The 24,549-nt window shown below is 73.2% G+C and carries 18 protein-coding genes; 10 read left to right on the top strand and 8 right to left on the bottom strand.

Features of this window, described 5'->3' with window-relative positions:
* Positions 1-80 precede the first annotated feature (80 nt).
* Both ACLBXO_RS23310 and ugpB read left to right on the top strand, forming a co-directional pair.
* Positions 81-2,426 (top strand): ATP-binding protein, encoded by a 2,346-nt coding sequence (locus tag ACLBXO_RS23310; protein WP_447686850.1) that lies wholly within the window; start codon positions 81-83, stop codon positions 2,424-2,426.
* On the top strand, positions 2,423-3,802 hold the full coding sequence (gene ugpB / locus ACLBXO_RS23305; RefSeq protein WP_447686849.1) for a sn-glycerol-3-phosphate ABC transporter substrate-binding protein UgpB: 1,380 nt from the start codon (positions 2,423-2,425) through the stop codon (positions 3,800-3,802). Before ACLBXO_RS23310 ends, ugpB begins: the two co-directional genes overlap by 4 nt.
* 130 nt (positions 3,803-3,932) lie before the next feature.
* Here ugpB and ACLBXO_RS23300 read toward each other — a convergent pair whose 3' ends face one another.
* The 4 genes from ACLBXO_RS23300 to ACLBXO_RS23285 all read right to left on the bottom strand — a co-directional run bounded on the left by ACLBXO_RS23300 (position 3,933) and on the right by ACLBXO_RS23285 (position 9,449).
* A complete protein-coding gene (locus ACLBXO_RS23300) occupies positions 3,933-5,570 on the bottom strand; it encodes an ABC transporter substrate-binding protein (protein WP_447686848.1) in 1,638 nt (545 codons plus the stop codon).
* Positions 5,567-7,894 carry an ATP-binding protein gene (locus ACLBXO_RS23295; RefSeq protein ID WP_447686847.1) on the bottom strand — a complete coding sequence of 776 codons (2,328 nt, stop codon included), beginning with the start codon at positions 7,892-7,894 and terminating at the stop codon, positions 5,567-5,569. The genes ACLBXO_RS23300 and ACLBXO_RS23295 overlap by 4 nt, the downstream gene beginning before the upstream one ends.
* Positions 7,895-8,048: 154 nt before the next feature.
* Positions 8,049-8,264, bottom strand: coding sequence for a hypothetical protein (locus ACLBXO_RS23290; RefSeq protein WP_447686846.1), 216 nt, complete (start codon positions 8,262-8,264; stop codon positions 8,049-8,051).
* A gap of 423 nt (positions 8,265-8,687) precedes the next feature.
* Positions 8,688-9,449 carry a response regulator gene (locus tag ACLBXO_RS23285; protein WP_447686845.1) on the bottom strand — a complete coding sequence of 254 codons (762 nt, stop codon included), beginning with the start codon at positions 9,447-9,449 and terminating at the stop codon, positions 8,688-8,690.
* A 134-nt stretch (positions 9,450-9,583) separates the two neighbouring features.
* Here ACLBXO_RS23285 and ACLBXO_RS23280 point away from each other — a divergent pair, with 134 nt between their 5' ends.
* A complete protein-coding gene (locus tag ACLBXO_RS23280) occupies positions 9,584-11,338 on the top strand; it encodes a DUF3369 domain-containing protein (RefSeq protein WP_447686844.1) in 1,755 nt (584 codons plus the stop codon).
* A 135-nt stretch (positions 11,339-11,473) separates the two neighbouring features.
* Here the strand turns inward: ACLBXO_RS23280 and ACLBXO_RS23275 are convergent, their stop codons facing one another.
* Positions 11,474-11,977: a c-type cytochrome gene (locus ACLBXO_RS23275; RefSeq protein WP_447686843.1), complete on the bottom strand. Its 504-nt coding sequence runs from the start codon at positions 11,975-11,977 to the stop codon at positions 11,474-11,476.
* Between the two features lie 66 nt (positions 11,978-12,043).
* Complete coding sequence (locus tag ACLBXO_RS23270) at positions 12,044-13,432, bottom strand: aminotransferase-like domain-containing protein (protein ID WP_447686842.1); 1,389 nt, start codon at positions 13,430-13,432, stop codon at positions 12,044-12,046.
* A 195-nt stretch (positions 13,433-13,627) separates the two neighbouring features.
* Between ACLBXO_RS23270 and ACLBXO_RS23265 the strand changes: the two genes are divergently transcribed.
* From ACLBXO_RS23265 to ACLBXO_RS23235, 7 genes are all read left to right on the top strand, one after another.
* Positions 13,628-14,032 (top strand): DUF983 domain-containing protein, encoded by a 405-nt coding sequence (locus ACLBXO_RS23265; protein WP_331318611.1) that lies wholly within the window; start codon positions 13,628-13,630, stop codon positions 14,030-14,032.
* A 434-nt stretch (positions 14,033-14,466) separates the two neighbouring features.
* Positions 14,467-15,624 (top strand): AAA family ATPase, encoded by a 1,158-nt coding sequence (locus tag ACLBXO_RS23260; protein ID WP_447686880.1) that lies wholly within the window; start codon positions 14,467-14,469, stop codon positions 15,622-15,624.
* The gene (locus ACLBXO_RS23255; protein WP_447686841.1) at positions 15,621-16,073 is read left to right on the top strand and encodes a hypothetical protein; all 453 of its coding nucleotides are present in this window, start codon (positions 15,621-15,623) and stop codon (positions 16,071-16,073) included. The genes ACLBXO_RS23260 and ACLBXO_RS23255 overlap by 4 nt, the downstream gene beginning before the upstream one ends.
* Positions 16,070-17,983, top strand: a complete 1,914-nt coding sequence (locus ACLBXO_RS23250; RefSeq protein ID WP_447686840.1) for a hypothetical protein — start codon at positions 16,070-16,072, stop codon at positions 17,981-17,983. The genes ACLBXO_RS23255 and ACLBXO_RS23250 overlap by 4 nt, the downstream gene beginning before the upstream one ends.
* Positions 17,968-20,931, top strand: coding sequence for a hypothetical protein (locus ACLBXO_RS23245; RefSeq protein ID WP_447686839.1), 2,964 nt, complete (start codon positions 17,968-17,970; stop codon positions 20,929-20,931). Before ACLBXO_RS23250 ends, ACLBXO_RS23245 begins: the two co-directional genes overlap by 16 nt.
* Positions 20,932-20,940: 9 nt before the next feature.
* Positions 20,941-21,330, top strand: a complete 390-nt coding sequence (locus tag ACLBXO_RS23240; protein ID WP_447686879.1) for a hypothetical protein — start codon at positions 20,941-20,943, stop codon at positions 21,328-21,330.
* Positions 21,327-22,280: an alpha/beta hydrolase family protein gene (locus ACLBXO_RS23235; protein WP_447686838.1), complete on the top strand. Its 954-nt coding sequence runs from the start codon at positions 21,327-21,329 to the stop codon at positions 22,278-22,280. Before ACLBXO_RS23240 ends, ACLBXO_RS23235 begins: the two co-directional genes overlap by 4 nt.
* Before the next feature lie 65 nt (positions 22,281-22,345).
* Here the strand turns inward: ACLBXO_RS23235 and ACLBXO_RS23230 are convergent, their stop codons facing one another.
* Together ACLBXO_RS23230 and ACLBXO_RS23225 are read right to left on the bottom strand one after the other, a co-directional pair.
* On the bottom strand, positions 22,346-22,771 hold the full coding sequence (locus ACLBXO_RS23230) for a MucR family transcriptional regulator (RefSeq protein WP_331317211.1): 426 nt from the start codon (positions 22,769-22,771) through the stop codon (positions 22,346-22,348).
* 1,269 nt (positions 22,772-24,040) lie between these two features.
* Positions 24,041-24,549 (bottom strand): outer membrane protein (locus ACLBXO_RS23225; RefSeq protein WP_447686837.1); only part of this gene is annotated, 509 nt, incomplete at its 5' end.

Raw genomic sequence — 24,549 nt, 5'->3', positions numbered from 1 at the left:
GAGGCCGCACGGGTGACGGGGCGCGGGACACGGTGCGGGAGACGGTGCGGGACACGCTGCCGGACACGGTGCGAGGCGCCATGATCCGCGGTTTCGGGAGGTCCGGGATCGCGCGCCGCGTCCTCGTGGTCGGCGCCATTCCGATCCTCGTCGCGGCCGCCATCGCGCTGGGCGCCTGGATCCTGCTCTACGAGGCCGAGCGCGCACGGACCGGCGCCGTGGTGGCGACGGAGACGGCGCAGACGCTCACGTCGATGAACCGGGCGCGGGCGGACGCCGTCAGCGGCGGCACCGCGCGGCGGGACGAGGCCGAGCGCCGCTTCGACGAGCGGGCCGCCACGGCGGCCGGGCAGCTGGAGCTTCTGGAGGGTCTCGCGCGGACGCGCGGCCAGTCGGCTCTCGTGGCGACCGTCACGGGGGACCTGATCTCGCAGGTCACACGGATGCGCTCGCTCCTGCTGTCCGAGCGGACCGCGAACGCGACGATCGCCGACATGGCCCGGCGGGCGGACGCCCTGGTGGCCCTGACCGACGTCGCCCGCCGGCGCCAGCAGCAGGACAACGCGCAGCTGATCGCCGTCCTGGCCGTGAAGGATGCCGAGCTGGAGCGGAACCAGGGCGTCGTCACCGCGCTGCGGGAGCTGCGCGAGGCGATCAGCACGGCGGAGCTGAACCGGGCGCGCATCGGCCGTCCGGTCTTCCCGATCGAGTTCGACGAACTCGCCGCGGACCTGCGGCAGCTCGATGCGGTGGGCAACCGGCTGCGCCGGGTGCTGCGCGTCGACGGCGAGGCCGGGGCGGCCGACCGGGCGACGGAGCTGCTAAAGGCCTACCGCGACCGGAGCCGGACCGAGGACGACCTCAACCGGGTCCTGTCCGAGGGCTTCGAGCTGACCCGGGCCACCCAGGCGGGCCGCGTCCTGGTCGAGTGGTGCGACCAGCTCGTCCAGCTGAACGTCGCCCGCCAGAGCCGGCTCTACGAGGAGGTCGCCCTCCTCATCCGGCACTCGGTCCTCTCGAACGAGGCCGAGCTCTCCGCCCAGGATGTCGCCCTCACGGCCCTGCGTCTCGCCCGGCGGACCGATGCGGCCCTCGCGCGCCGGGACACCGCGGAGGCGTCGCGGGTGCTGGCGGCGGGCGCCGAGCTGTCGGGCACGTCCCGGACTCTGCTCATCCCCGTGAGCATCCGGGACGAGATGGCGGACGCGATCGACGGCTGGCGCACGCAGCTCGCCGCGACGATCGAGAAGATCGGTGATCAGAATGAGACCATCGCCGACATGGACAGCCGCGCCGCCACGATGAGCGCCAACGCGCAGACGCTGAGCCGGGCCTTCATCGACGATGCCGACCAGTTCGGCAGCGTGATCCGGCAGTTGCTGGTCGTTGGGGCGGTCGGCGCCCTGTGCCTCGGGATCGGCGCCGCCGCCGCGGTGGCACGCTCGATCACCCGGCCGCTGCACGCGCTCCAGCACAGCATCGTCACCGCCGCCGCCGCGCCCGCCCCCGAGGATATCGGCCGTGACGGCCACCTGCTCACGCGGCGCGACGAGCTCGGCGACATCGCCCGGGCGACCAACGCGTTCCTGGAGCAGATCCGCCGTCGCGAGGCGGACCGGCGCAACGCCTCCCAGCGGGCCGACGACGCGCTCACGACCCTCCGGCAGGCCCAGGAAGACCTGATCCGCGCGGAGCGGCTCGCCTCGCTCGGTCAGCTCGTGGCCGGCGTCTCCCACGAGATCAGCACCCCGCTCGGCATCGCCCTGACCACCGCGACGCAGGTCCAGTCCGACTCGGCCGCGTTCGAGCGCCTGGTGGGCGAGAACCAGCTCTCCCGCTCGCGGCTGACCCAGTATGCCGGGCGTATGCGGGAGGGTGCGCAGCTCCTGACCAGCAACCTGATGCGCGCGGCCGACCTGCTCTACAGCTTCAAGCAGGTGGCGGCCGATCAGGCCATCGAGGACCGCCGCGCGCTCAACCTCGGGGACTGGATCGACGAGTTGCTGAAGAGCCTGCGCGCCCTGGCGCGGCCGGGCCGGCACGTCTTCGTGGTCGACTGCCCACCCGACCTCGTCGTCGACACGCTGCCGGGGATCCTGGCACAGGTCGTCTCGAACGCCGTCAAGAACGCGATCGAGCACGGATTCCAGGAGCGTGAGGGCGGTCGCATCACCATCACGGGGATCCGGACCGGGGACGGGATCGGCCTCGCGATCGCCGATGACGGGCGCGGCATAGACGGCGCCGACCTCGGCCGCGTCTTCGACCCGTTCTTCACGACAGCCCGCGCCCGGGGAGGCACGGGCCTCGGCCTGCACATCGTCCACAACCTCGTGGTGAACCGCCTCCAGGGGCGAGTCGAACTGCAGAGCAGCTCCGGCGCCGGCACGGTGCTGCGGCTGTGGCTTCCGGAGCGGCTGGCATGAGCGGCGCGACGAGACCAACCCGGCGTGGAATCGGCCGCCTGCCGCTGCCGAGCGCCCGCTGCCCGCTGCTCATGATCCTGCTCGTCGGGCTGCTCGCCGCCCTGCGCCCGCTGCCCGCCGCAGCCCTGACCGAGCTCCAGTTCTGGCACGCCCTGGACGGGCCGAACGGCGAGCTGGTGACCCGCTTGGCCGAGACGTTCAACGCCTCCCAGCCCGACTACAGGGTCGTTCCGGTCTACAAGGGCGGCTACGCCGAGACGATCAGCAGCGGCATCACCGCTTACCGCACCGGCGCGGCGCCGCACCTGCTGCAGGTCTTCGAGGTCGGCAACGGGACCATGGCGGCCGCCATCGGCGCCGTCAGGCCGGTCGCCACCGTGATGCGGGAGGCGGGGCTCTCGGTGACGCCGGACGATTTCCTGCCGGTCATCGCCACCAACTACCTCGATGCCGAGGGCGGGATGCTGTCCCTGCCCTTCAACGTCTCCTCGACGGTGATGTGGATCAACCGCGATCGGTTCCGCTCGGCGGGCCTCGACGCCAAGCAGCTTCCGGCGACCTGGCCCGAGGTCTTCGAGGCCGCGCGGCGGCTCAAGGCGGCGGACGGCGAGCGGTGCGCCCTGTCCTCGGCCTGGCCGACCTGGGTGCATCTCGAGCAGCTGTCGGTCTGGCACGACCGCCCGCTCGCGACCCGCTCCAACGGCCTGGACGGCTACGACGCCGAGCTCGTTTTCAACGGCCCGCTCCAGGTCCGGCACCTGCAGAACCTGGTCGACCTGAAGCGCGCGGGCGCGTTCGAGTACAACGACCGCGTCAATCGCGGCGAGAGCCGGTTCGTGTCGGGCGACTGCGCGATCTTCCTCACCTCGTCGAGCCTGTACGGCAAGGTCGCCACCGCGGCGCGGTTCGACTGGACGGTCGCGCCGATGCCCTTCTATCCCGACGTCGTGCCGGAGCCGCAGAACGCGATCCTGGGCGGCGGCTCGCTCTACGTGATGCAGGGCAAGACGCCGGACGAGTACCGCGGCGTCGCCGGCTTCCTGGCCTTCCTGATGGACGGCCGGCAGCAGGCCGCGCTGTACCGGAACACCGGCTACATCCCCACCACGCGCGGCGCCTACGCCGACGCGGTGGCGGAGGGCTTCTTCGAGCGGCACCCGCAGCTCCACGTGGCCGTGCAGGAACTGACCCGGCGGCCCCCGACGCGCAACACCGCCGGCCTGCGCCTGGGCAACATGCTGCAGATCCGGGACATCTGGGCCGAGGAGCTGGAGGCGGCGCTGGACGGTGCGAAGGCGCCGCAGCGGGCCCTCGACGACGCCGTGGCGCGGGGCAATCAGGTGCTGCGGGTCTTCCAGCAGCGGACCAAGAAGTGAGCGCGACTGGTCGGTCGGCCCATACCGTCATCGCGAGCGCCGCGAAGCGACCCAGGGATTTGCGCCGTTAGTGGACGTGGCGCTGCTGGATTGGTTCGCTCTGCTCGCAAGGACGGCACAGGCGTTGCCGTCACCGAGAGGCGCGGAACCGCACCGTCTCGAACAGGTGGCGGCCGAGGGGATCCATCCTCAGGCCGAGCACGTCGCTGCGCAGCGCCAGATGCACCCTGGTGTGGGCCAGGGGCACCCAGGGCATCGCGCGCCGGACGATGGCCTGAGCCTGCCGGTACAGCGCCTGCCGCGTCTCCCGGTCGCCCGTGCGGCGGGCGGCCTCGACCAGCCGGTCGTAGGCCGGATCGCACCAGCGGGCGAGGTTGGCGCCGCCGGTCTCGGCCGCCTTGCAGCCGAGCAGGACGCTCAGGAAGTTGTCCGGGTCGCCGTTGTCGCTCGTCCAGCCGTAGAGCATCAGGCTGGGCTCCCCGCCGTAGAGCGCGGCGCGGTACGCGTTCCAGGGACGCGTGACCGGGCGCGCGCGGATGCCGACCTGCGCGAGGTCGGCCTGGATCATGTCGGCGACGCGCCGCCCGTCCGGGTTGTAGGGCCGGCTGACCGGCGGATACCACAGCTCGACGTCGAAGCCCCCGGCGAGGCCGGCTTCCGCCAGCAGGCGCAGCGCCTCCGCGCGGTCGAAGGGGGTGTCCGGGAGGTCCGTGTCGTGGGCCCAGATCCCGGGCGGCAGCGGCCCCTGCGCCAGGATCCCGGCATCGCCGTACACACCCGCCACGATCGCCCGCCGGTCGATGGCGAGATTGACCGCACGCCGCACCCTCGCGTCGCCGAAGGGCGCGCGGGTCGTGTTGAGGGCGAGGTAGGCGACGTTCAGCTCGGCGAGCGACAGCAGCGTCAGGCCCGGCTCCGCCCGGATCGCATCGAGGTCGCCGATCGCTGGAAATGCCATGGCGTGGCACTCCCCGGCCCGCAGCTTGGTCAGCCGGACCGCCGCGTTGGGCGTGATCGCGAAGACGAGCCCGTCGGGGCGCCCGCCCGGTTCGCCGTCGTCCGCCGCGCGGCGCCAGTAGTCCGGGAAGGCGCGGAAGCGCAGGACCTGATCCGGCCGGTACCCCTCGAACACGTAGGGGCCGGTCCCGATCGGCGCCCGGGCGATCTCGTCCGGCAGGTTGTCGGCCGCGAGGGCCGCGGCGTATTCGGCCGACAGGATCGCGCCGAAAGCCTGCGCGATGTTGGCGAGGAAGGTGGTGTCGGCCTCGCGCAGCCGGAAGCGGACGTGGCGCGGATCCGGGGCGTCGACGGCCTCGATCAGGTCGGCGAGGCCGAGGTCGTGGAAGTAGGTGAAGCCCTGCGCGGCGCCATCGGACCCGGAGCGCCGCTGCCGGGCGAAGGAGAACACCACGTCCTCGGCGTTCAGGGGCCGCGAGGGGGTGAAGCGCGCGTTGGCGTGGAAGCGGACGCCGTCCCGCAGGGCGAAGACGTAGGTCCGGCCGTCCTCCGAGACCGTCCAGGATTCGGCGAGGGCCGGGCGGATCGTCGTGGTGCCGGGCGCGAACTCCACGAGCGTATTGTAGACCTGCCACGCGGCGTTCATCGTGGTGGTGGTCGTGGCGCGGGCGGGATCGAAGGATTCGGGGCTGCCCTCCGAGCAGAACACGAAGGTGCGCGCCATCGCCGGGCCGGGCCCGACGAGCAGCGCGGAGACCAGGCCGGCAGCCAGGGCGAGCAGCGCCGCCCGGTATGCCGCGGCCGGCCTCACGGTGCCGGGATCGCGCCGGCCCGCGGCCGCGCGGCCGCGCCGGTACCCGCGGCGGGAAAATCGACCTGCACGACGGTCCCCCGACCGCGCTCGCTGCTGACCGCGATGCAACCGCCGAGCTTGGCGGTCACGAGGTTGTGGACGATGTGCATGCCGAGCCCCGTGCTGCCGGCGCTGCGGGCCGTCGTGAAGAACGGATCGAAGATGCGGTCGAGGTGCTCCGGGGGGATGCCCTGGCCGCTGTCGCGGACCTCCAGCCGCACGAGGCCGTCGGGGCGTACAGACACGTCCACGCCGATCCGTCCCGGCTCACCCGCCCGGAATCCGTGCACGACCGCGTTGGCGATGAGGTTGGTCACGATCTGAGCCAGCACGCCGGGATTGGTGGCGATGACGAGGTCCTCCGGGCAGGCACGCTCCACGACGTGGCCCCCTTTCCGCAGCATCGGCCGCAGGCTCGCCAGCAGGTCGTCGAGCCAGGTCGCCAGCACGACGCTGCGGCTCTCGTCGCTGACGCGGTCCACCGCGACCTGCTTGAAGCCCTGGACGAGATCGGCGGCCCGGGTGAGATTCGTGCAGAGCAGGGTGGCGCCCTCCTCGACCCGGGCGACGAAGCGGTTCAGCCGGGAGCGCGACAGCGTGCCGGCCGACAGGCCCGCCCGGAAGGTCCGCGCCTCGTCGCTCATCAGCGTCCCGGTGGTGAGCGCGATGCCCAGCGGCGTGTTGATCTCGTGGGCGACACCGGCCACGAGCTGCCCGAGGGAGGCGAGCTTCTCGGCCCGGACGAGGTTGTCCTGGGTCCGGCGCAGCTCAACCAGGGCGACGTCGGCCTGATCCTTCGCCCGGCGCAGCGCGCCTTCCCGGCGGGTGATCTCGGACACGAAGACCGCGGTGGCGCGCGCGATGTCGCCGAGCTCGTCCCGGCGCGCCGTGCCCCGCACGGCCGCGCCCGCCGGGTTCCCGGTCAGCATGACCATATCGCCCTGCAGGGCGCGCAGCGGCACCAGGATCGAGCGGGCGACGAAGATCACCACCAGGGCGCCGAACAGCAGGAGCCCGGCCGCGCCGACGAGCAGGATCCGCTGGATGAAGATGCCGAACCGGTCGGCGTCCTCCACGAAGGCGTCGTTGAGCGCCTTGGCACTGTCGATCATCGTGTCGGCGAGCCCGTCCATCGCGCCGATCATCGCGTTCTGCTGCCGCAGGCCCCCGATCGTGGTGGTCAGACGCGCGCGCCAGCCGTCGAGGGCCTGGACCATCTCGGCCTGAATCAGCGGCGAGATCGGCAGCGAGGCCGCGCTCCGGGCGAGTCGCTCGCCCTCGTCGCGCATCCGCTCGGCGAGGGCGGCGTCGCGGTGCAGGAGGGCCCCGGCGGTCCGCGGCCCCAATTTGAGGGTGCCGATCGCGACGTTCTGGGTGGCCTGCTCGATCTCGTTGGCCTCCACGGAGTAGGCCATCAGCTGCGCCACCTCGTCGTGCCGGCTCTCCTGGCCGGAAGTCTCGATCTTCAGGGTGCGCTCGATCCAGCCGTCGAGCTTCGCGCGGGCATCCGGGCTCCGCCCCGCCGCCCCGGCGCTGAGCGCGTCGAGGGTTTCCGCATCGGCCTCCCGGCCGTCGGCCCGCAGCGCCGCCGCGAGGTCGCGACTGGCGGCGCGGAAGAGGTTCTGCGCGCGCGGCCCCTCGCTGTCCGCGCCGGTCGCCTCGGTGGGGTCGGACGCGGGGGCGTCGCTCCGGACCACGCCCTTTGCGGCGATCGCGGCGCTCTCCGCGCTCCGGGCCCTCAGGGTGTTGAGGCGGGCGACGAGGCCCCGCGCGACCCGCAACGCCTCGACCTTCTCGGCCATCGAGCGCGCGAGGTCGGCGTTCGAGACCTGCTGCCGCAGGCGCGCCCGGTCGGTGAGATCGATCAGGGTGTCGGCCCGCTGCGTCATCTCGCGGATCAGGCCGTCATTCTCCCGGGTCCGCCGGACGAAGGCGTCCATCTCGCCCCGGTAACGCGCCAGGGCCCGCTCCACGGAGGCGATGCGCGCGCGCTGCTCGTCGATGCGGGCGAAGGCGGCGAGCCGTCCGAGACCGGACTCGGCGCGCGCCGTCAGGCCGGCGAAACGCGCGGCATAGGTGGACCGGTCCTGCGCGTCCGCGGCGGCGTACTGGTCGCGGATCAGGCGGGCGGTGGCGATGTCGTGGTACACGTCGGCGACGAGGACCGCGCCGCGCCGGGCGCGCTCCTCCTGCGCCAGGAGGAGCCAGCCGGCCACGGCGATCGCGCCGGCGGCGAGGATCGGCACGCCACCGACCAGGGCGATCTTGGGTCCAACCCGCATCCGCGTCCCGACATTGGGGTCCCGCAGCAACTTAAGTCGGCGCCGGAGTCCGGCGCAATCACGCGGTTCCGCGCGCGCCCGGTCGGCGCGGCTCCGCTGGATCGCGTCGCCACCCGCGCGAAGACGCCGCCGCAGCCACCCGCCACGCGCAATCTCAGCGGGTTCGGGATCCGGCCAGCCGCTGGTCGGGGCCGGACAGCACCGCATCCTGCGGGACACGCGCACCGTCGCGGGGCGCCGGCACGCTGAAGCGCTCCGCGCGGGTTGGCTCGCGCCGCGGATCGGGAACTCCGCCGCGCAGCATGCGGCGCAGAAGGAGGAGCAGGTCGGGATCTTCGTCGGCACCGGGATCGTCGCGGAAGTGCGGCATGACGGTTCGCGCCCGTTACCGCGTGCCGGGCGCGGTATCGACCGCGATGAGCCGAACGCGGCGGCCAGTTGGAGCCCCGGCGGTGGCGGCTCCCGCGCAGGCGCTCGGCGTGTAGGGCCAGGCCGCGCCGGCACAGGCCGCGCCGTCACGGGCCGACGCGGCCCGAACGCCGCCGCGGGCCGCCGCGGGCGCGGGGCCGGGAACCGGGGTCCAGCCGATGGAGGCCAGGATGCACAGCGAGCCGGCCGCCGCGGCCGACGAGGTCCCGATCAGGTGTCGCAGGGCCCGTCCTCCGGGCACTCGCGGCCCTCGGTCCTGCCGCGCTGATAGGGCTGCGCTGTACCGCCGATATTGCTTCCAGGACGCTCCGGGGACCGCATTGTTGCGTTGTCGCCTCACGACGCAACATCGAGTCGCGGCGCATCAGTCCCCCTCGGGCCTGAAAATGTACCCGAGCCCCCGCACCGTGCGGATGTAGCGCGGATTACCGGGATCCGGCTCGACCTTCTTGCGGATGCGGTTGATCCGAACGTCGATGGCGCGGTCGAACGCGTCCGGGTCGCGGGCATCGGCGAGGTCGAGCAGTCGCTCGCGGGAGAGGGCGCGCCTCGGGTTGTCGGCGAACGCCTTCAGCAGGTCGAATTCCGAGCGGGTGAGCGCCTGCTCCAGACCGGCATCGTCGCTCAGGCGCAGGGCGTCGAGTTCCAGCCACTTGGTGCCGAACCGGATCCGGCGTCCGCGCGCGGGAACCGGGGCCGGCGCGGCGCCCGGTATCTGCACCCGGCGCAGGACCGACCGCACCCGGGCGACCAGTTCCCGCAACTCGCACGGCTTGGGCAAGTAATCGTCGGCCCCGAGTTCCAGCCCGACCACGCGGTCGATCGCGCTCGCCGTCGCGGTGAGCATGATGATCGGAATCGCCGTCCGGGCCTTGAGGTCGCGCACGATCGAGAGCCCGTCCTCCTCGGGCATGTTCAGGTCCAGCACGATCAGGTCGGGGCTGTGACGGGCGAGGTGCTCCCGCAGGGCGCGCCCGCCGTCGCACAGGACCACCGAGAACCCGTGAAGCTTCAGGTAATCCCCGACCATCTCGCGGGTCGCCGGCTCGTCGTCGACGACGGCGATCGACGGGATCGCCGCGCCGCCGCGGGCGGTCCCGGGGGCTGGGTTGTCTGGAATGGTCATCGCAGCGGTGCGCACTTTCCGGGTTCACCCTGGAACGAATTCAGGAATCGTATCGGCTCACCCTAGCGTGACAAGTTTTCAACACGATTTCTAGCGTAGTCGTCCGGTTGCGAGCAGCATTCCGGGCCATAGCGATGGACGATGATACCCTTACGCTGATCCCCGACGATCTCGAGGAGGCGCGGCCGACCGCCGGGGCCTGGGTGATCGCCGTCATCGACGACGACCCGGCGGTCCATGACGGCACGCGCTACGCGCTGGCGAGCTACACCCTCGACGGGCGCGGCCTGGAGATCCTCACCGCCCGTTCGGCCGCGGAGGCGCGGGTGCTGCTCGCCGAGCGCGGCGACGTGGCGGTGGTGCTGCTCGACGTCGTGATGGAGACCGACAATGCCGGGCTGGAGCTGGTGGACTACATCCGGCGCGACCTTCGGCAGGAGACCGTGCGCATCATCCTGCGGACCGGCCAGCCCGGGCAGGCTCCTGAACGCCGGATCATCGTCGATTACGACATCAACGACTACAAGGCGAAGACCGAGCTGACCGCCGACAAGCTGTTCACCAGCCTCACCGCGGCCCTGCGCGCCTATCAGCAGCTCAAGCGCCTCGACGAGACCCGGCGGGGACTCGAGATCATCATCGACGCCGCGCCGATGCTCCTCGATCACAAATCGATGCAGCGGCTGGCCGAGGGCGTCCTCACCCAGGTCGCCTCGCTCCTGAACGTCGCCTGCGCCGGCATCCTGGTCCTGCGCGAGACCGCGGCCCCGCAGGAGCGCTTCTGCGTCCTGGCCGGATCCGGCTGCTACGGCCACTATGCCGGGCGCGAGCCGGCCTGGCCGCTGGAGGAACGGGTGCAACCCCTCGTCGAACGGGCCTTCGCCGAGCGCCGCCACAGTTTCGGCGAGCACTGGTCGACCCTGTATCTGCACACGGCGAGCGGCAGCGAGATCGTCGCGCTGATCGAGGCCGACCGCCAGCTCTCCGAGACGGACCGGTCGCTCATCGCCCTGTTCACGAGCCGGCTCTCCATCGCTTTCGACAACGTCATCCTGTACGAGCGGCTGCAGCAGACCAACGCCGACCTGGAGCGGCGGGTCGTCGAGAGGACTGCGGAGCTGATCCGGGCGAACCGGCGGCTGGACCTGCAGCGCTCGGACCTGCGCCGCGCCAACAGCCTCAAGACCGAGATCCTCGGCACCATCGCGCACGACCTGAAGAACCCGCTCGCGGTCATCCTCGGCCGCGCCGAGATGCTGTCCGACCTGATCGACATGCAGGGCGACCGGGAGCAGATGCGCGCGCAGCTGCAGCACGTGCGCACCAGCGCCAAGGGGCTGACGACCATGATCGACAGCCTCATGGCGGACGCGATGACCGACGCCCTCGACATCAGCCTGCGCCGGGAACCGGTCGACCTCGCGGGCCTCGCCCGGGAGGTGTGCGAGGCCGACCGGCCGCTGGCTGACGCCAAGGGCCAGACCCTGGTCTGCGCGGGCCCGGACGAGCTGTTCCTGTGCGGCGACGCGGAGCGCCTGCGGGAGGCGCTCGACAACCTCGTCTCCAACGCCATCAAGTACAGCCCGGCGGGCGGGGCGATCACGGTGCGGGTCAGCCGCGAGCCCGGGCCGCGCGGCGCGGAGCTGATCTGCGCCGTCGCCGACCACGGACCCGGCCTGTCGCCGGAGGATCTGGCCCGCGTCTTCGGGCGATTCCAGCGCCTGTCGGCCAAGCCCACCGGCGGCGAGAACTCGACGGGGCTCGGGCTCTCGATCGTCCGTCGGATCGCCGAGCTCCACGGAGGCCGCGCCACGGCCGAGAGCGCCGGACCAGGGCTGGGGGCAGTCTTCGCGATCCGCTTCCCGGAAGACTCCGTCGGGCTGATCTGACGCGCGGCGCCCGGAACTCCCCCGCCTCCCGACGGCCCGTCACTCCGACGGATCGAACCGGAACCCCGCGCGGCAGGCGACCGGCTGAATGCGCGGCCGCGTGCCGGCAGATGAGCGGCGGCCTCGCGGTCCCGCTCAGGGGCGGGACGGGTGCGCCTCGGCGCCCCCTGAGGACTGCGTCCGGAGATACGCGATGAGGTCCGCCCGGTCGAGGGGATCGGGGAGGCCGCGGAAGCTCATGCTCGTACCGGGCGCCAGCTTCGCCGGGGCGGAGAGCCAGAGGTCCATTCTCTCCGGGGTCCAGGTTCCGCCCAGCGACCGGAGCGCACCGGTATAGCCGTAGCGCCTGCTGTTGCTGGCAACGGGCTTGCCGAGCACGTCGTAGAGTCCGGGACCGTTCCGATCGCCCGCCCCCGGGCTGATCGTGTGACAGGCGGCGCACTGACCGAACAGCCGCCCGCCGCGCTCCGCGTCGGCCACCCGCATGACGTCGGCGAACGTCGGTGTCTCGCCCAGGGACCGGCGGCGCTCCTGCCCGTCGTCCGAGCAGGCCGTCGCCAGCAGTATCAGCGCGAGCGGCGCGACGTGCGCGGGACGAGACAGGATCCGCGGTCGCGCCCGCAGGGGGCAGCACAGCATCGCATTCCCTTCGCGCGGGGAGGAGACCGGTACGGCAGGCCGAAGGCGCGCGCCGCCTCGGCCGATTCAGACGACGGTCGAGATCGCGCCGGGCGGATGCGCCAGCAACGTCGCGAGCAGGCTGAGGCCGTATCGCAGCGTCTCGGCGTCCGGCGCGGCCCCCAGGGAGACGCGGATGGCCTCCGGGGCGGTCCCGACCGCGAAGGGGTCGCTCGGGACAACGGACACGCCGAGCTGTCGCGCGTGGGCGCCGAACTCACCGCGGCGCCACGGATCGGGGAGGCGGAGCCACAGATGGTGCCCGCACGGATGCGCCCGGACGTCGAGATCGCGGAGCGTCTCGCGCGCTACCGCCTGCCTGAGCTCGTTCTCCTGCCGGATCGCCGCGACGACAGCGTCGAGCACGCCCTCGGCGATCCAGTGCGAGGCGAGCGCGGCCGTGAGGGGCGAGGCCATCATGTTGATGGCGCGCAGCTCGGCCGCCAGCCGCACCGCCTCGTTCGTTCCCGGTACCGCGACGTAGGCGATGCGCAGGCCGGGACTCGCGCATTTGGACAGCGTCGCGATGTGCCAAGTGAGGTCGCTCGCCTCCGCCGCGAGGGGAGCCGGCGCGTCGAGGGGCAAGACCCCGTACGCGTCGTCCTCGATGATGGCGACGCCGTGCGTGCGGGCGATCCCGGCGATCTGCCGGCGACGGATCGCCGGCAGGGTCGCCGTCGTGGGGTTGTCGAGCGTCGGAACGAGGTACAGGGCCCGCGGCCGCTCGGATTCGCAGCGCTCGCGGAAGGCGTCCGGATCGAGCCCCTCCGCGTCGGCGGCCACTGGCACGAGGCGGACGCCGCGGCGCTCCGCGGCCATGCGCAGCCCGGGATAGGTGAGTGCCGGCACGCAGAGAGCGTCGCCCGGCTTCAGGAGGGCGGCGAGCACGGCGGCGAGCACGACCTGGGCACCGCCCGCGACGAGGACGCGCTGCACCGGAAGTGGCCCGAGCCGTCGACCGAGCCAGTGGGCCGCCGCCGCCCGGTCGGCCAGGTTCCCGGCGCTGTCCTGGTACTGCATCCGGGCGAGGAAGCCGGACGAACCGGCGAGCCGCGCCAGACCTGTCTCGAGGCGCTCCGCCAGCCGCGCCGCCGCCGGCTGTGGCGGCATGTTCATGCTGAAATCGACGCTGGCGGACGGATCCGGCCGCCGCATCTCCGCGGCCGGCGCGCGGGCTGCCCGGACGAAGCTCCCCCGGCCCGCCGTCGCGTCGATCAATCCGGTTCTGCGCGCCTCGTTGAAGGCTCGCGTGACCGTCGTGAGATCGACGTTGAGCCGCTTCGCCAGGGCGCGCTGCGGCGGCAGGCGCGCGCCCGGCGCGAGCCGCCCGGCACGGATATCCTCGGCCAGCGCCCTGACGATGGCCATGTATTTCGGTCCCGCATCGCCGGCGATTGTCGGGATCCAGGATTCCATCGTTGACCTCTGTTGTCCCGCTCGCGTATGCATACATTCGCGATGTGGCCGCAGCGTGTCGCGGGACCTGCGGCAGCGCCGACGCCGCCCAGGCCGGCGAGTCCGCGCCGCGATTGTATGGCTTATTAGGCCATACAATCGGCGAACACAAGCCCGGCCGCTCACGCGCCGACCTGCGGTTCAGGAACGTGGATGATGCAGAGGACCACCGATCACTCGCTCATGTCCGTCGGCCTGCGCTGCCGCTGTCCGCGCTGCGGGGAAGGACGCCTGTTCGACGGCTTCCTCACCCTCAGGCCGCGCTGCGAGGCGTGCGGCCTCGACTACGGCTTCGCCGATCCGGCGGACGGGCCCGCTTTCTTCATCATGATGACGATGGCATTCCCCGTCACCGCGTTCGGCATCTGGCTCGAGCTGACCTACGATCCGCCGCTCTGGGTCCACGCGGTGGTGACGCTGCCGCTGCTCCTCCTGGCCTGCGTGCCGATCATCCGGCCGCTGAAGGGCCTCTTCATCGCCAGCCAGTACATCAACAAGGCCGAGGAGGGACGCCTCGCGGTCCCGAAAGCGCCCGCCTCCGGTCCGCCATCGCGGGACTGATCGCATCGCTGCGCCGCGCGCCCGACGCGGCGACGCCGGACAAACGCCGGATGTCCCGCACGCGGCAGCGGGGCCCCGTGAGACCGCAGCATGTTGACCGCAAGTCGATGCCCGGGCTAGCCTCGTGGAATCAGAGTATTCCGAGATGTCCCGCCGGCGCAGTGCTTCAACCGATCGTTCAGATGACGTGGCTGCGCGACGCATGCGGGCCACGTACGCGCGCCGCCTCGGCACCCACGCGGATGGTGGCAGACGATGCGCCGAGCCGCGCGGGAGGTTGCACGGGTCATTCTCCGGACCGGACGCCGTCCACGTCGCGACACGGGGCCTGTGAGGGACCTGCCGCTGACCAGAGGGCGCGACGCACGGGGACGCCGACACCGCGACCCGTCGGCCTGCCTCGGCGAGCGGGCTCAATCTGACGGGAGGGCCGTATCGAGACCGCGATCGCACGCCTGGAGCGCGCCATCGACCGCGCCGCCAGCGGGCTCGTCGGGCGTCGCCAGGTGGTGGAACTGGTCCACCTCGCCCTCGTGGCCCGCGAGCATCTCCTGCTGATCGGACCGCCCGGCACCGGCAAGTCGGCCGTGGTGCGGGCCTGCGCCGCCGGGACCGGGGCGCGCTGCTTCGAGTACCTGATCGGGCGCTTCACCGAACCGGCCGAGCTGTTCGGCCCGCTGGATCTCGAAGCCCTGCGCGCGGGCAAGCTGCGGCCGGACGTCTCCGGCATGCTGCCGGAGGCCGAGTTCGCCTTCCTCGACGAGGTTTTCCTCGGCTCGACCGCGATCCTGAACGCGCTCCTCGGCGTGCTGAACGAGCGCCGCTACCGGCGTGGGCATTTCGACACCGCCGTCCCGCTGCGCTGCTGCGTCGGCGCCAGCAACGCCCTGCCCGAGGATCCCGGCCTCGCGGCCTTCGCCGATCGCTTCCTCGTCACGGCCTTCGTCGATCCCCTGGCCGATGCCGATCTGGAGGCCCTGCTCGCCGGTGACGCGACCGCGTCAGTCGAAGCCGACGCCGGGGAAGCGCCGCTGACGCTCGCCGAGATCGACGCCCTCGCCGGGGCCGCGGCGCGGATCGACCTGGGCCGGATCCGGCCGTCCTACGCGCAGGTCGTGCGCAAGCTGCGCGCCCGCGGCGTGCGCCTCAGCGACCGGCGCGTGGTCCGGGGACAGGCGCTCGTCGCGGCGGCGGCGCTCATCGCGGGCCGCACGGCGGCGGAGGAAGCCGACCTGTGGCCCGTGATTCACCTCGTCCAGGACCGGATCGCGCAGGACGAAGCCCGCGACCTGCTGCGCGTCGAACTCGGCGCCGCGGCGAGCCCCGTCCTGCCCGCGGCCGCCAAGGCGGCGGGCTACGGTCCGGCCGCCCGGGCCGCGGACCTCGCCAGGGAGGGAGAAGCTCTGGCCGCCGCCGCTCCGGACGACCGGGCCGCCCCCGCCTTCGAGGCCTGGCTGGTCCGCGCCGAGTCCTTCCTCGTGCAGATCGACGCGGCGTTCGGGGCAGAGGACCGCCCGCCGACCCTCGCCGCGGCGCGGGACGCGCTGCTGGCGCGCTGCCGGACACCGGACGCGCGCGTGGCCCAGGCGTGATCCCGGATCCGGCGCGTCTTCCCCTCCGGCTGATCCCAGCGCCCGGCGGCTCGCCGGCCGGCCTGCGCCTCACCCGCGCCGACGCGGCCGGCCTCCTGGCGCGGATCGCCCCGCGGATCGGCCACTACGCCGCCCTGCGCCTCGCGCTGGCGGGCGGCGAGGCCGTCCTGTTCGCCCCCGAAACGGGCGCCGGTCGGCCGGCGCTGCCCTGGTGCGCGACGCCGATCGGGTGGCTGGCGGCCGACGGGCCGCTGCTCCTGCCGCTCGGCAGCAGCCTCGCCGTGCCGGCGCCCTGGCGCGCCGAGATCGCCCGCCGCCTGCTCGACCGGCACGGGCTGAACGGACCGGCCCTGCTGCTTCCCGCGGATGAAACCCTGCGCCTGCTCGACCTCGCCGGCGCGCGCGCCCTGCCGGACATCGATGCCGGGCGCCTGGGAACGATGGCTTGAGCGCCGCGTCGACCGGGCCGCAGCCGACGCTGCCGCCGGCGCTCGCACCCTGGACCGCGCTCTTCTCCGACATGGCGGAACCGGATCTGCGGATCCTCGCCGCGCTGGTCGAGGCGCTGCGGCCCCTCGTCGAGCGGGCCGAGGGCGCGGGCGGTCAGCCGGAGGGCGAGATCGACGGGCTGGGCGGCCTCGGGCCGCGCGGTGGGATCGAGCGCCTCGTTGCCTCGGAATGGCTCTGGCGCGACCTCGATCCGGACGCCTTCCTGCAGCGCGCGGCCGAGCGCGACCTGCTGACCCTGGAGCCGGTCTATCGTCAGGCGGCGGATGCGGGTGCCGTGCTGGCGGTGGTCGATGCCGGGCCGGACCTGCTCGGCGCTCCGCGCCTCGTCGCGTTCGCGGCGCTGCTGTGCCTGTCCGGCCTTGCCCGACGGCGCGGGGCGCGCCTCCTCTGGGCCTCCACCGCCACGCGCGACCGGCGGTGGCACGAAGCGATGAAGCGGTCCGACGCCGCGACCCTGCTCCGCGAGAGCGCCGCCACATCCCTCGACGCCGTCGAGCTCGACCAGGTCCTGGCCGAGCCGGTCGCGGCCCGCGCGGCCGCACGGCCCGGCGCCAGCCTCTGGCTGATCGGCGGGCGCGACCTGCCCGAACCGGCGCGACCGTGCCGGAGGATCACGGTCGTGGAGCGGCCGAGTCTCGGACCGGAGGGCATCACCGTGGCCGCCGAGGTCACGGTCCTGGACGCCGCTGGCCGAGGCGCCGCCGCGCGCCTCGACCTCCCGCCGGAGCGGGAGGCGGTGGCGCTGTTGCGCGACCCGTTCCGGCCCCGTCCGGCACCCGGCCGCCCGCAGCCTCGGCGGTCCGAGCCCGACAGGGGCGCGGCGCCTTCGGATTGGGTACCCCGCGGACTGGCCTTCACGCCCGACGGCGAGCACCTCCTGGTGGCGCGACCCGACGGCATCCTCATCGTCCCTGTGTCCGGCGCGACCGCGACGCTGCGCCTGCCGGTCGCGCCCTACGAGCGCCTCGTGGGGCTCGCCGTCGGCCGGTCGCGGATCCGGGCCGCCTGCCTCAACGTCTACGCGGACGACGCGCGCCTGACGCTCCGCAGCTGGGCCTTCGACCGCACCGAAGCCGGAGCGACGCTCGACCGGCGGATCCCGCGGGACCATCCCCTCGCGGGCCGGCGCCTGCCGACGGCGGCCCTTCCGCCCCTCGGGGCACTGAAGCGCCGCAACCGGTTCTGGCTCCTGGCGGCCGACGGCACGGCCCTCCTGGTCTCGGACACGCAGCTGATCGACTACGCGTCGCTCGGGGGCGAGATCCCCCTCGCGGTCACGCCCGCCGGTCTGCTGATGCGCGACCGCGCCGACGGGGTGACGGCGCGGCGGCGGTCCGACGGACAGGTCCTCGCGCGGTTTCCCCGCCGGGCCGGGTCCCGGCGGCCGCGCGGCGGCCTCTATCTCTGCGCGGTCCGCGGGCGCCCCGTCCTGGCGCTCGAGCAGGACGGCGGCCATTGGGACTTGGTGTGCGCGGCCGACGGGACGGTCGCGCGCCTCCGGCCGCAGGGCCGGATCGTCGGCGTCGTGCCCCGGCACGACGCGGGACGCGGCCAGGTCATTGAAGGCCTCCTCGCGCTCCACCTCGACCGCGACGATGCGGGCTCGGCGCGCCTGACGTTGCGGACACCGGACGGCGCGGCGGTGGGCAATCCCGTCACGCTGCCGGACGCGACGCTCGACGCGGTGCGCGTCGGCGTCGATGCCGATGCGGTCCCGCGCATCGCCGCCGCGCGGTGCGACGCCGCGGGCTTCGTCGACGCGCTGGTCTTCGGCCAGCTCGACTGCGGATGGTCCCACCTGACCGATCTCCGCGCGTTCGCGGAAACCGTCCCGTGCCTCGGCGCCTGAGGCCGCCACCGGTCCCCGACGCGCGGGAGCCGCTCGCGGCCCTGCGCCTGCGCGGCTGGGTGCATGCCGGCACGATCGCCCTCGACGGGATCCTGATGGCGCGCGGCTCCGCCGGGCCGGACTGGCGCGCCCGGCTCGTGCCCTGGCTCGCGGACGCCACGGAGGTGCGCGCGCGCGGCGATCGCGTGCTCGTGCTGTTCGCCGCGCCCGTCACGCGGGATTGCGCGGCCCTGGGACCGGTCCTGCCGGTCGTGCGGCGCTGCGGGATCCTCACCGCCGTCCCGTTCGCCGAGCCGGAGCCGCCGGTCGCCGCGGCCCTGCGCGATCACCTCGTCCACATGGCGGGCGGGCGCCTCGCCGCCGAGCCGCTCACGGCCTTCCCCAGTGTCGATGTCGCCGATTGGTGGGATCTCGACGCGATCGCGGTGCTTCCGGCCGAACGCCTGCCCGTCCTGCGACCGGCCGCGCCGGCCCGCCGGCTCGCCAGCGCCCCAGCCCTCGTCGCCGGTGGCGATCCCCTCGCGCCGGTCCGCGACGCCGCGACCAGACGGCCGCGGCGCCGTCCCGAGCACTTCCTCGGCGATCTCGTGGCCGGGAGCCGGCGCCTGATCGGCGGAGCCTTCGGGCTTCTCTGGACCGCGTACGTCGTCCTGCTGGCATCCACGATGGTCGGCGCCATGGTGCTCGGCTTCGTCGAGAACGTCCACACGACGGCGGAGCGCGGGGTCGCCGAGGCCCACTGGGGGAGCCTCGTGCTGCCCCTGCTGGTCCTGCTGGCCCTCGTGTGGTTCGCGTTCCGGCCCCGCGGAGCGCGGGCCGTGCCTGGACAGCCCGCCTCCTCATCCGACGCGTCCGCCGCGACCGGCACCGGGCGCACGCCCATCTGGCGCCGCGCGGCGGCCTGGCTCGCGTGGCGTTCGCCCTACGCGAGCCATCTTCGCCGCCTGTATGCCCGACGGCTCGTCGAGGTCGACCGGCTGTTCGCGGCGGGACGCATCGACGAGGCGCTGTATCGGGCGATCGGCCTCGGCGGCGCGGCGCGGCGCGGGAGCGCCTTCGCCGATCTGCCCCTGACCGGTCCCGGGCTGCGCAGGAGCCTCGACCTCGATCTCGGACCGCAGCGTTCGAGCGGGCTGAGCCTCGCGCCCGCGGACGAGATCCGGCTCAAGGCGCTCTACCGCGCGCAGGCGGTGGCGATGGCCGGGCGCGGCGACACCGAACGCGCGGCCTTCGTGCTCGACAGCCTGGTCGGGAACCCGCACGAGGCGGTGCGCCTCCTCGCGGATGCCGGACGCCTGAAGACCGCCGCCCGTCTGGCCGAGGCGCGCCACCTGCCGCCCGCCCAGACCGTCCCGCTCTGGTTCCGCGCGGGACAGGTCGCGCGGGCCCTGGCCCTCGCCGCCCGCCACGATGCCCACGCGGAGCTCTGGACGGAGCTGACGGCCGACGATCCGTTCCGGCCGGTCCTGGCCGAGGCCTGGGCCGCGCGCCTCGTCGGGATCGGCGCCCTCGATCGCGCCGCCGCGGTCACCTTCGGTCTGCCAGACCTCGCCGAGCGGCGACTCGGCTGGATCCGGCAGGCCCTCGACGCCGAAGCGCCGGTGCGGGCCGAATCCCTCGCCCGGGCCCTGCGAACCCTGCCCTGGGAGGGCCGGGACGGCGACCGGCTGCGCGCCGCCTTCGCGGATCTGCTGGACGCGACCGGGCCGGAAGCGGCGACGCGCCGGACCGCGGTGGCCGCGCTCCTGCTCGACGCGCGCTTCGAGGGCGGCCCGCAACGGCCGCCGACCCCCGCCTTCGCCCTCCTGTGCCGCGGCCTCGCGCGGCGCCTCGCCTCGGATGACGGCGTTCTCGGCCACGATGCGGAGCGCGCCCGGCTCGCCGCGCGCCTCGCGGAAGCCGGCGGACAGGTCGCCCTGCGCCAGCATCTCCGGCAGCTCAGGACACGGTCCGCGCCGTCCGTTCCGCGCGTGACCGGTCCGCTCATCGTCCCGGACGGTCCGGCCCTGGCAGAGATCGCCGACGCCGCGCTCCTGTCGGGCGGACGGCTGCTTCTGGGCTATCGCTCCGGTCTCGTGCGCCTCCTCGGCCGGAGCGGCCGCGAGCGCTGGCGCGGGCAGGTCGATGGCCTGACCGGGTTCGCCCGCCTCGGGGCCGGCGATCGGGCCATCGTGCTGCGCGAGACGCTCGACGGCCCTGACGCCCAGCTCTTCGACGCCCCCACCGGACGGCTCGCGCCGCTCGGCACCCTGCCGATCACGCATTGGCATCGCCAGGCGGACGAGACCGGCTGGCTCGTCTTCGACGGGGAGGCGCTCGTCCGGCTGGACACCGCCTCGCTCCTCGGTCGCGAGCCCGGCCCCGACGGCGCCCTGGCGCACCATTGGCGCCTGCCCGTGACCGAGCCGGGGCGGCCGCTGCTGCTCGCCGCTTTCGCGGACGCGAGCGCCCTGATCTATGCCCGGGATGACGGCCTGATCGAGTGGTGGAGCCTCTCCGCACGCTCCCTGGCGGTGGCGTGCCGGTTCTGGACACCGCCCGACCGCGGCGTCGGCGTGCTCGGCCTGACCGAGGCCGTGGCGTGGTCCCTGGAGGGGTCCGGCGCGCATCCGCACCTGCGGGCGCACCCGCACGCCCTGACGACGGCCACGCGGGACCAGGAACGCGCGGCGATCGAGGCCGCCCGCGTGAGGGCCGGCGATCCGCCGCGCGTGGTCGCGGCGGAGAACGGCCGCCTCTGGGCCGCGACCGCCGCCGAGGAGGGGACGCTCTGGGCCGAAGTGCCCGGCCCGAACCGCGTCCGCGGACCGGCCGTGCTTTGGCAGGGCAGCCGGACCCTGCGCACGCGCTTCGCTCACGAGGGCGGCGCCGCGGCCGTCTTCGACGAGCGGGGTCGCCTGATCGTGCTCGAGACCGCCACCGGACAGGTGACCCTGCGGCTGATCTGACCCTCCGCGATCGCGCAGCGCCTTGGGGGCGCGGCGGCGGACCGCTCCGGGGCCGCGCCGGTCGTCGCCCTCGGCGCGCTGGTCTACGCGGGCGGTCTCGTCCTGACGGCGCTGGTGCCGGCGGCACCGACGCTGCTGGTGGGCCTCGGGCTGCTGGTCGGCATCGGGATCAGCTGCACCAGCTTCGGCGTCGTCCTGACGGCGGTCGGGCGCGGCGCCGCCCCGGAACGGCGCAGCGCGGCCCTGGGCCTCGCGAGCGCCGGCGGCTCGCTCGGCCAAGTGCTGCTCGTCCCGGTCGCGCAGTCGATCAGCGCGGTCGCGGGCCTGAGCGCGGCGCTCCTCCACGCCCCGATCGACGATCGTCCGGTCGCAGCGTCCTCTGCCGAGGGGGTCCGGTGACGCACGTCACCGGTGCGCCGGCCGCGACCGAGGGGGCCGGCCCGCGCGCCATGGCGATCACCTGTCGCGACGGCTACCGGCTCAACGGCCGTCTCTGGCGCCCGGACACGTGCCGCGCGCCGGTGCGGGGCTCCGTCGTCGTCAATCCGGCGACCGGTGTCCGCGCGCGCTACAACCGCGCCTACGCGCGGTTCCTGGCCGAGCGGGGCTTCGCGGTGCTCACCTACGATTACCGCGGGATCGGCGATTCGCGGCCCGCGCGCCTGAGGGGATGCGGCATCCGCTGGCGGGACTGGGGCGAGCTCGACTTCGACGCCGCTGTCCGGTGGATCCGCGACCGCGAGGCGGGACCGCTGATGGTGGTCGGCCACAGCTTCGGGGGCTTCCTCCCGGACTTCGCCGAGGCCGCCGGCGCGGTGGACCGCATCCTCACTGTCGGCACGCAATTCGCCTGTCGCCACGATTACCGGGCCATCGACAGGCTGGAGATGATCGCCAAGTGGCACCTGCTGATGCCGTCTGTGACCGCCGCCATGGGCTACTTTCCCGGCCATCGGCTCGGGTGGATCGAGGATCTCCCGGCCGGGGTCGTCTACGAGTGGGCATTCCGCGGGCGGCGCATGGAGGCGAGCTACCCGGCCGCCGACCGCCCGGCGCTCCTCGCCCGCTTCGCCGCCGTGCGCGCCCCGATCCTGGCGGTCGGCGTGCCGGACGACCCGTTCGGAACGCCGGCGGCGATCCGCCGGGGCCAGGGCTACTACGTGTCGAGCCCGCGCAAGAAGGTTCAGCTGACCCCATCCGCGATCGGCGCGGAGGCGCCCGGCCACTTTGGCCTGTTCAACGCGCGCAGGAGCGGCCGTTTCTGGACCGACACGCTGCGCTGGTTGGGCAACGGGCACAATCCCTGGCCGGAGGCCGCGATCGATCCGGGGCCCCCGATCCCCGCCTGATCGCGGCAGCTGCCGGCAGAGGCGTCGGACGTGCTCCGGCGGACCGAGCGCGCGGCCGCGGATGCCTACCCCGCCTTGTGACGCAGTTGCAGCGATCGCGCGATCGCGGAGCGCTTGGCCGCGTAACCCGGGGCGACCATGGGGTAGTCGCGCGGTAACCCGTACTTGGTGCGGTAATCCTGCGGTGTCAGTCCGTGGGCCGTCAGATGACGCTTGAGCGTCTTGTACGACCTGCCGTCGATGAAGCTGATCAGGCCCTCGGCCTGGATGGACGTGCGGACCTCCCGCGCCGTCGCGGTTTCGGGCGTCGCGATTGCGCGCACCGGTCCCACGCTGATCTGGCACAGCATCTCGTACGTCCTGGCTATCATCTCACAGAGTTGGACTGGCGAGATCGAATTCCGGGTCACGTAGGCGCAGACGATCTTGATTGAATTCTGCAACGCCGGGTCGCATGCTTTCCTGCCGTCAGTACCAACCTCAGGTAGCATACCTTAAATTCCCCCTCTAAACGCGCTCTATGAGAGTTGTATATCAATTTTCACCTGTCAATCCTTTGCCTTGATTTGACTTGAAAAAATGCTGGCGCAGACGATATTCTACTTACAGAGACAATGACTGAGCGATTTCTCAACCAGAAAGGGGCTCCGTCGCGCGCATCACGCGTGCAACACACCTGGTCTGCGGATCATCCATCCGGACCTCGTGGGCGGTTCCGACAACGCGGACGATCGTGCAAACGACGTCGCGTGCTGAAGTGGGCCGGACCGACGAGGCTCGGCCGATGATCGATCGAGACCGGGCCCCTGCGACGGTTCTCACGGGCGAGATCCGACCCGGCGAGCTCAGTTGACTCTCGGCGGCCAGATTCTTCGGCCCTGTTACGGCCGCGCCCGAGAACTGATTTCGCAACTTACGCGTCAGTGAGACTCACGATTTGTATACCCGCAGTAAACCTGATCAATTCCGCTTTCCCTGTTCTCGAAGCCATGCAAATGGTCGCCTTCAACCACCGTGTTGACGGCGGTCTCTGCGAAAGTTCAGCGGGATGCTGAGCGCTTCGGTGATGCGATGCTGCCCTCGCGCGGGTCGCGAGCGGGGCAACCTGACCGGCGCCGACCTGAGCCAGGAGGCGGCGAACTCGCAGGCGCTGTCGACCCGCCAGTCGATAGGCATCTCGGCCCTGTCATCGGGCGCCCACGCGATACAGCCGGAGGAACAGGGCACCGAGCGCGCTCGACCCGTGCACGGTGAGCCGCGTCGAGAACAAGGGCTGCTCGATCCCGCTCAGACGGCTCCACACATCGTTGCTCCTGGAGGTCGATGCGGTGGGGTTCCGGCGGCGTCGGCCGCGCGCGCGGGGTGCCGCGCGGCGGTCCCACCGAAGTCCGCCGGCGCGACGCTCCGTCGGGGTCCTGCTCGGTCCGCGCCCCGAGAGGGCTCCCCCGACCAGCGCCGCGGCGCGGACCGACGGCGGGAGGCGGAGCGGGAGGAGCAGGGCCGGACGAGGACGGGGATGGATGCTGCGCGGCCGATGGTGCCGAGGCCGGGTCGGCCGGAGGCGGAGGGCCCGTCCACGCGAAAGCCCCGGGAGCGGTCAGCTCCCGGGGCTCTGTCGACCTCGCGGCCAGTTTGATCGGGCTGGGGATGCAAGGATCGAACGAAGGGCATCGCCGCCGCGCGGCGACCGACATGCAGAGGACCAGTCCCATGCCGGATCGTCGCGCGGGCCGATGCGACCCTCGAGGCGCGGGTTCGGCTCAGTACGAGCCGAACTTGTAGTTCAGGCCGGCGCGGACGACGGCGAACTCGGTGTTGGCGGCCGCACCGTTGAGGTAGGCGACACCGCGCGGCGGCAGCAGGTTCGGGATGAAGACGCCGCTGGCGGTGTTCTTCTGGCGATCGAGGTTCACGTACAGGCCTTCGACCTTCAGGGTGACGGCCGAGGAGCGGAAGAAGTTCAGGAACGAGTCGGTGGGCAGGGCGTACTCGACGCCGCCGCCGACCGCGTAGCCGTTGCGGAAGCTGCTGCGGAAGTTGCGGCCGGCGAAGTTCTGGTCGTCCTGACCGGAGCCGTAGGCGTAGCCGCCGGTGCCGTACACGAGGGTGCGGTCGAAGGCGTAGCCGAGGCGGCCGCGGGCCGTGCCGAAGTAATCCAGGCCGTTGCCGCTGGTCGCCACGTAGGCGCGCGGCGCCGAGAAGGCGAAGCCCGGGGTGCCGGCAAGCCCATAGTTGAGCGTGCCGTTGGCGCGGCGGGCGAAGTCGACGT

This window comes from Methylobacterium sp. C33D (assembly GCF_053345825.1).
Note: the sequence above shows the minus strand (reverse complement) of the source record. Positions and strands in the feature narration are given on the sequence as shown.

Bases quoted from the DNA above. Each gene is read 5' to 3' on its own strand.
- ACLBXO_RS23265 (WP_331318611.1), top strand. From the start codon at position 13,628: ATGCAGAGGACCACCGATCACTCGCTCATGTCCGTCGGCCTGCGCTGC.
- ACLBXO_RS23275 (WP_447686843.1), bottom strand. From the start codon at position 11,977: ATGCTGTGCTGCCCCCTGCGGGCGCGACCGCGGATCCTGTCTCGTCCC.
- ACLBXO_RS23310 (WP_447686850.1), top strand. From the start codon at position 81: ATGATCCGCGGTTTCGGGAGGTCCGGGATCGCGCGCCGCGTCCTCGTG.
- ACLBXO_RS23295 (WP_447686847.1), bottom strand. From the start codon at position 7,894: ATGCGGGTTGGACCCAAGATCGCCCTGGTCGGTGGCGTGCCGATCCTC.
- ACLBXO_RS23230 (WP_331317211.1), bottom strand. From the start codon at position 22,771: ATGCTACCTGAGGTTGGTACTGACGGCAGGAAAGCATGCGACCCGGCG.
- ACLBXO_RS23280 (WP_447686844.1), top strand. From the start codon at position 9,584: ATGGACGATGATACCCTTACGCTGATCCCCGACGATCTCGAGGAGGCG.
- ugpB (WP_447686849.1), top strand. From the start codon at position 2,423: ATGAGCGGCGCGACGAGACCAACCCGGCGTGGAATCGGCCGCCTGCCG.
- ACLBXO_RS23285 (WP_447686845.1), bottom strand. From the start codon at position 9,449: ATGACCATTCCAGACAACCCAGCCCCCGGGACCGCCCGCGGCGGCGCG.
- ACLBXO_RS23270 (WP_447686842.1), bottom strand. From the start codon at position 13,432: ATGGAATCCTGGATCCCGACAATCGCCGGCGATGCGGGACCGAAATAC.
- ACLBXO_RS23290 (WP_447686846.1), bottom strand. From the start codon at position 8,264: ATGCCGCACTTCCGCGACGATCCCGGTGCCGACGAAGATCCCGACCTG.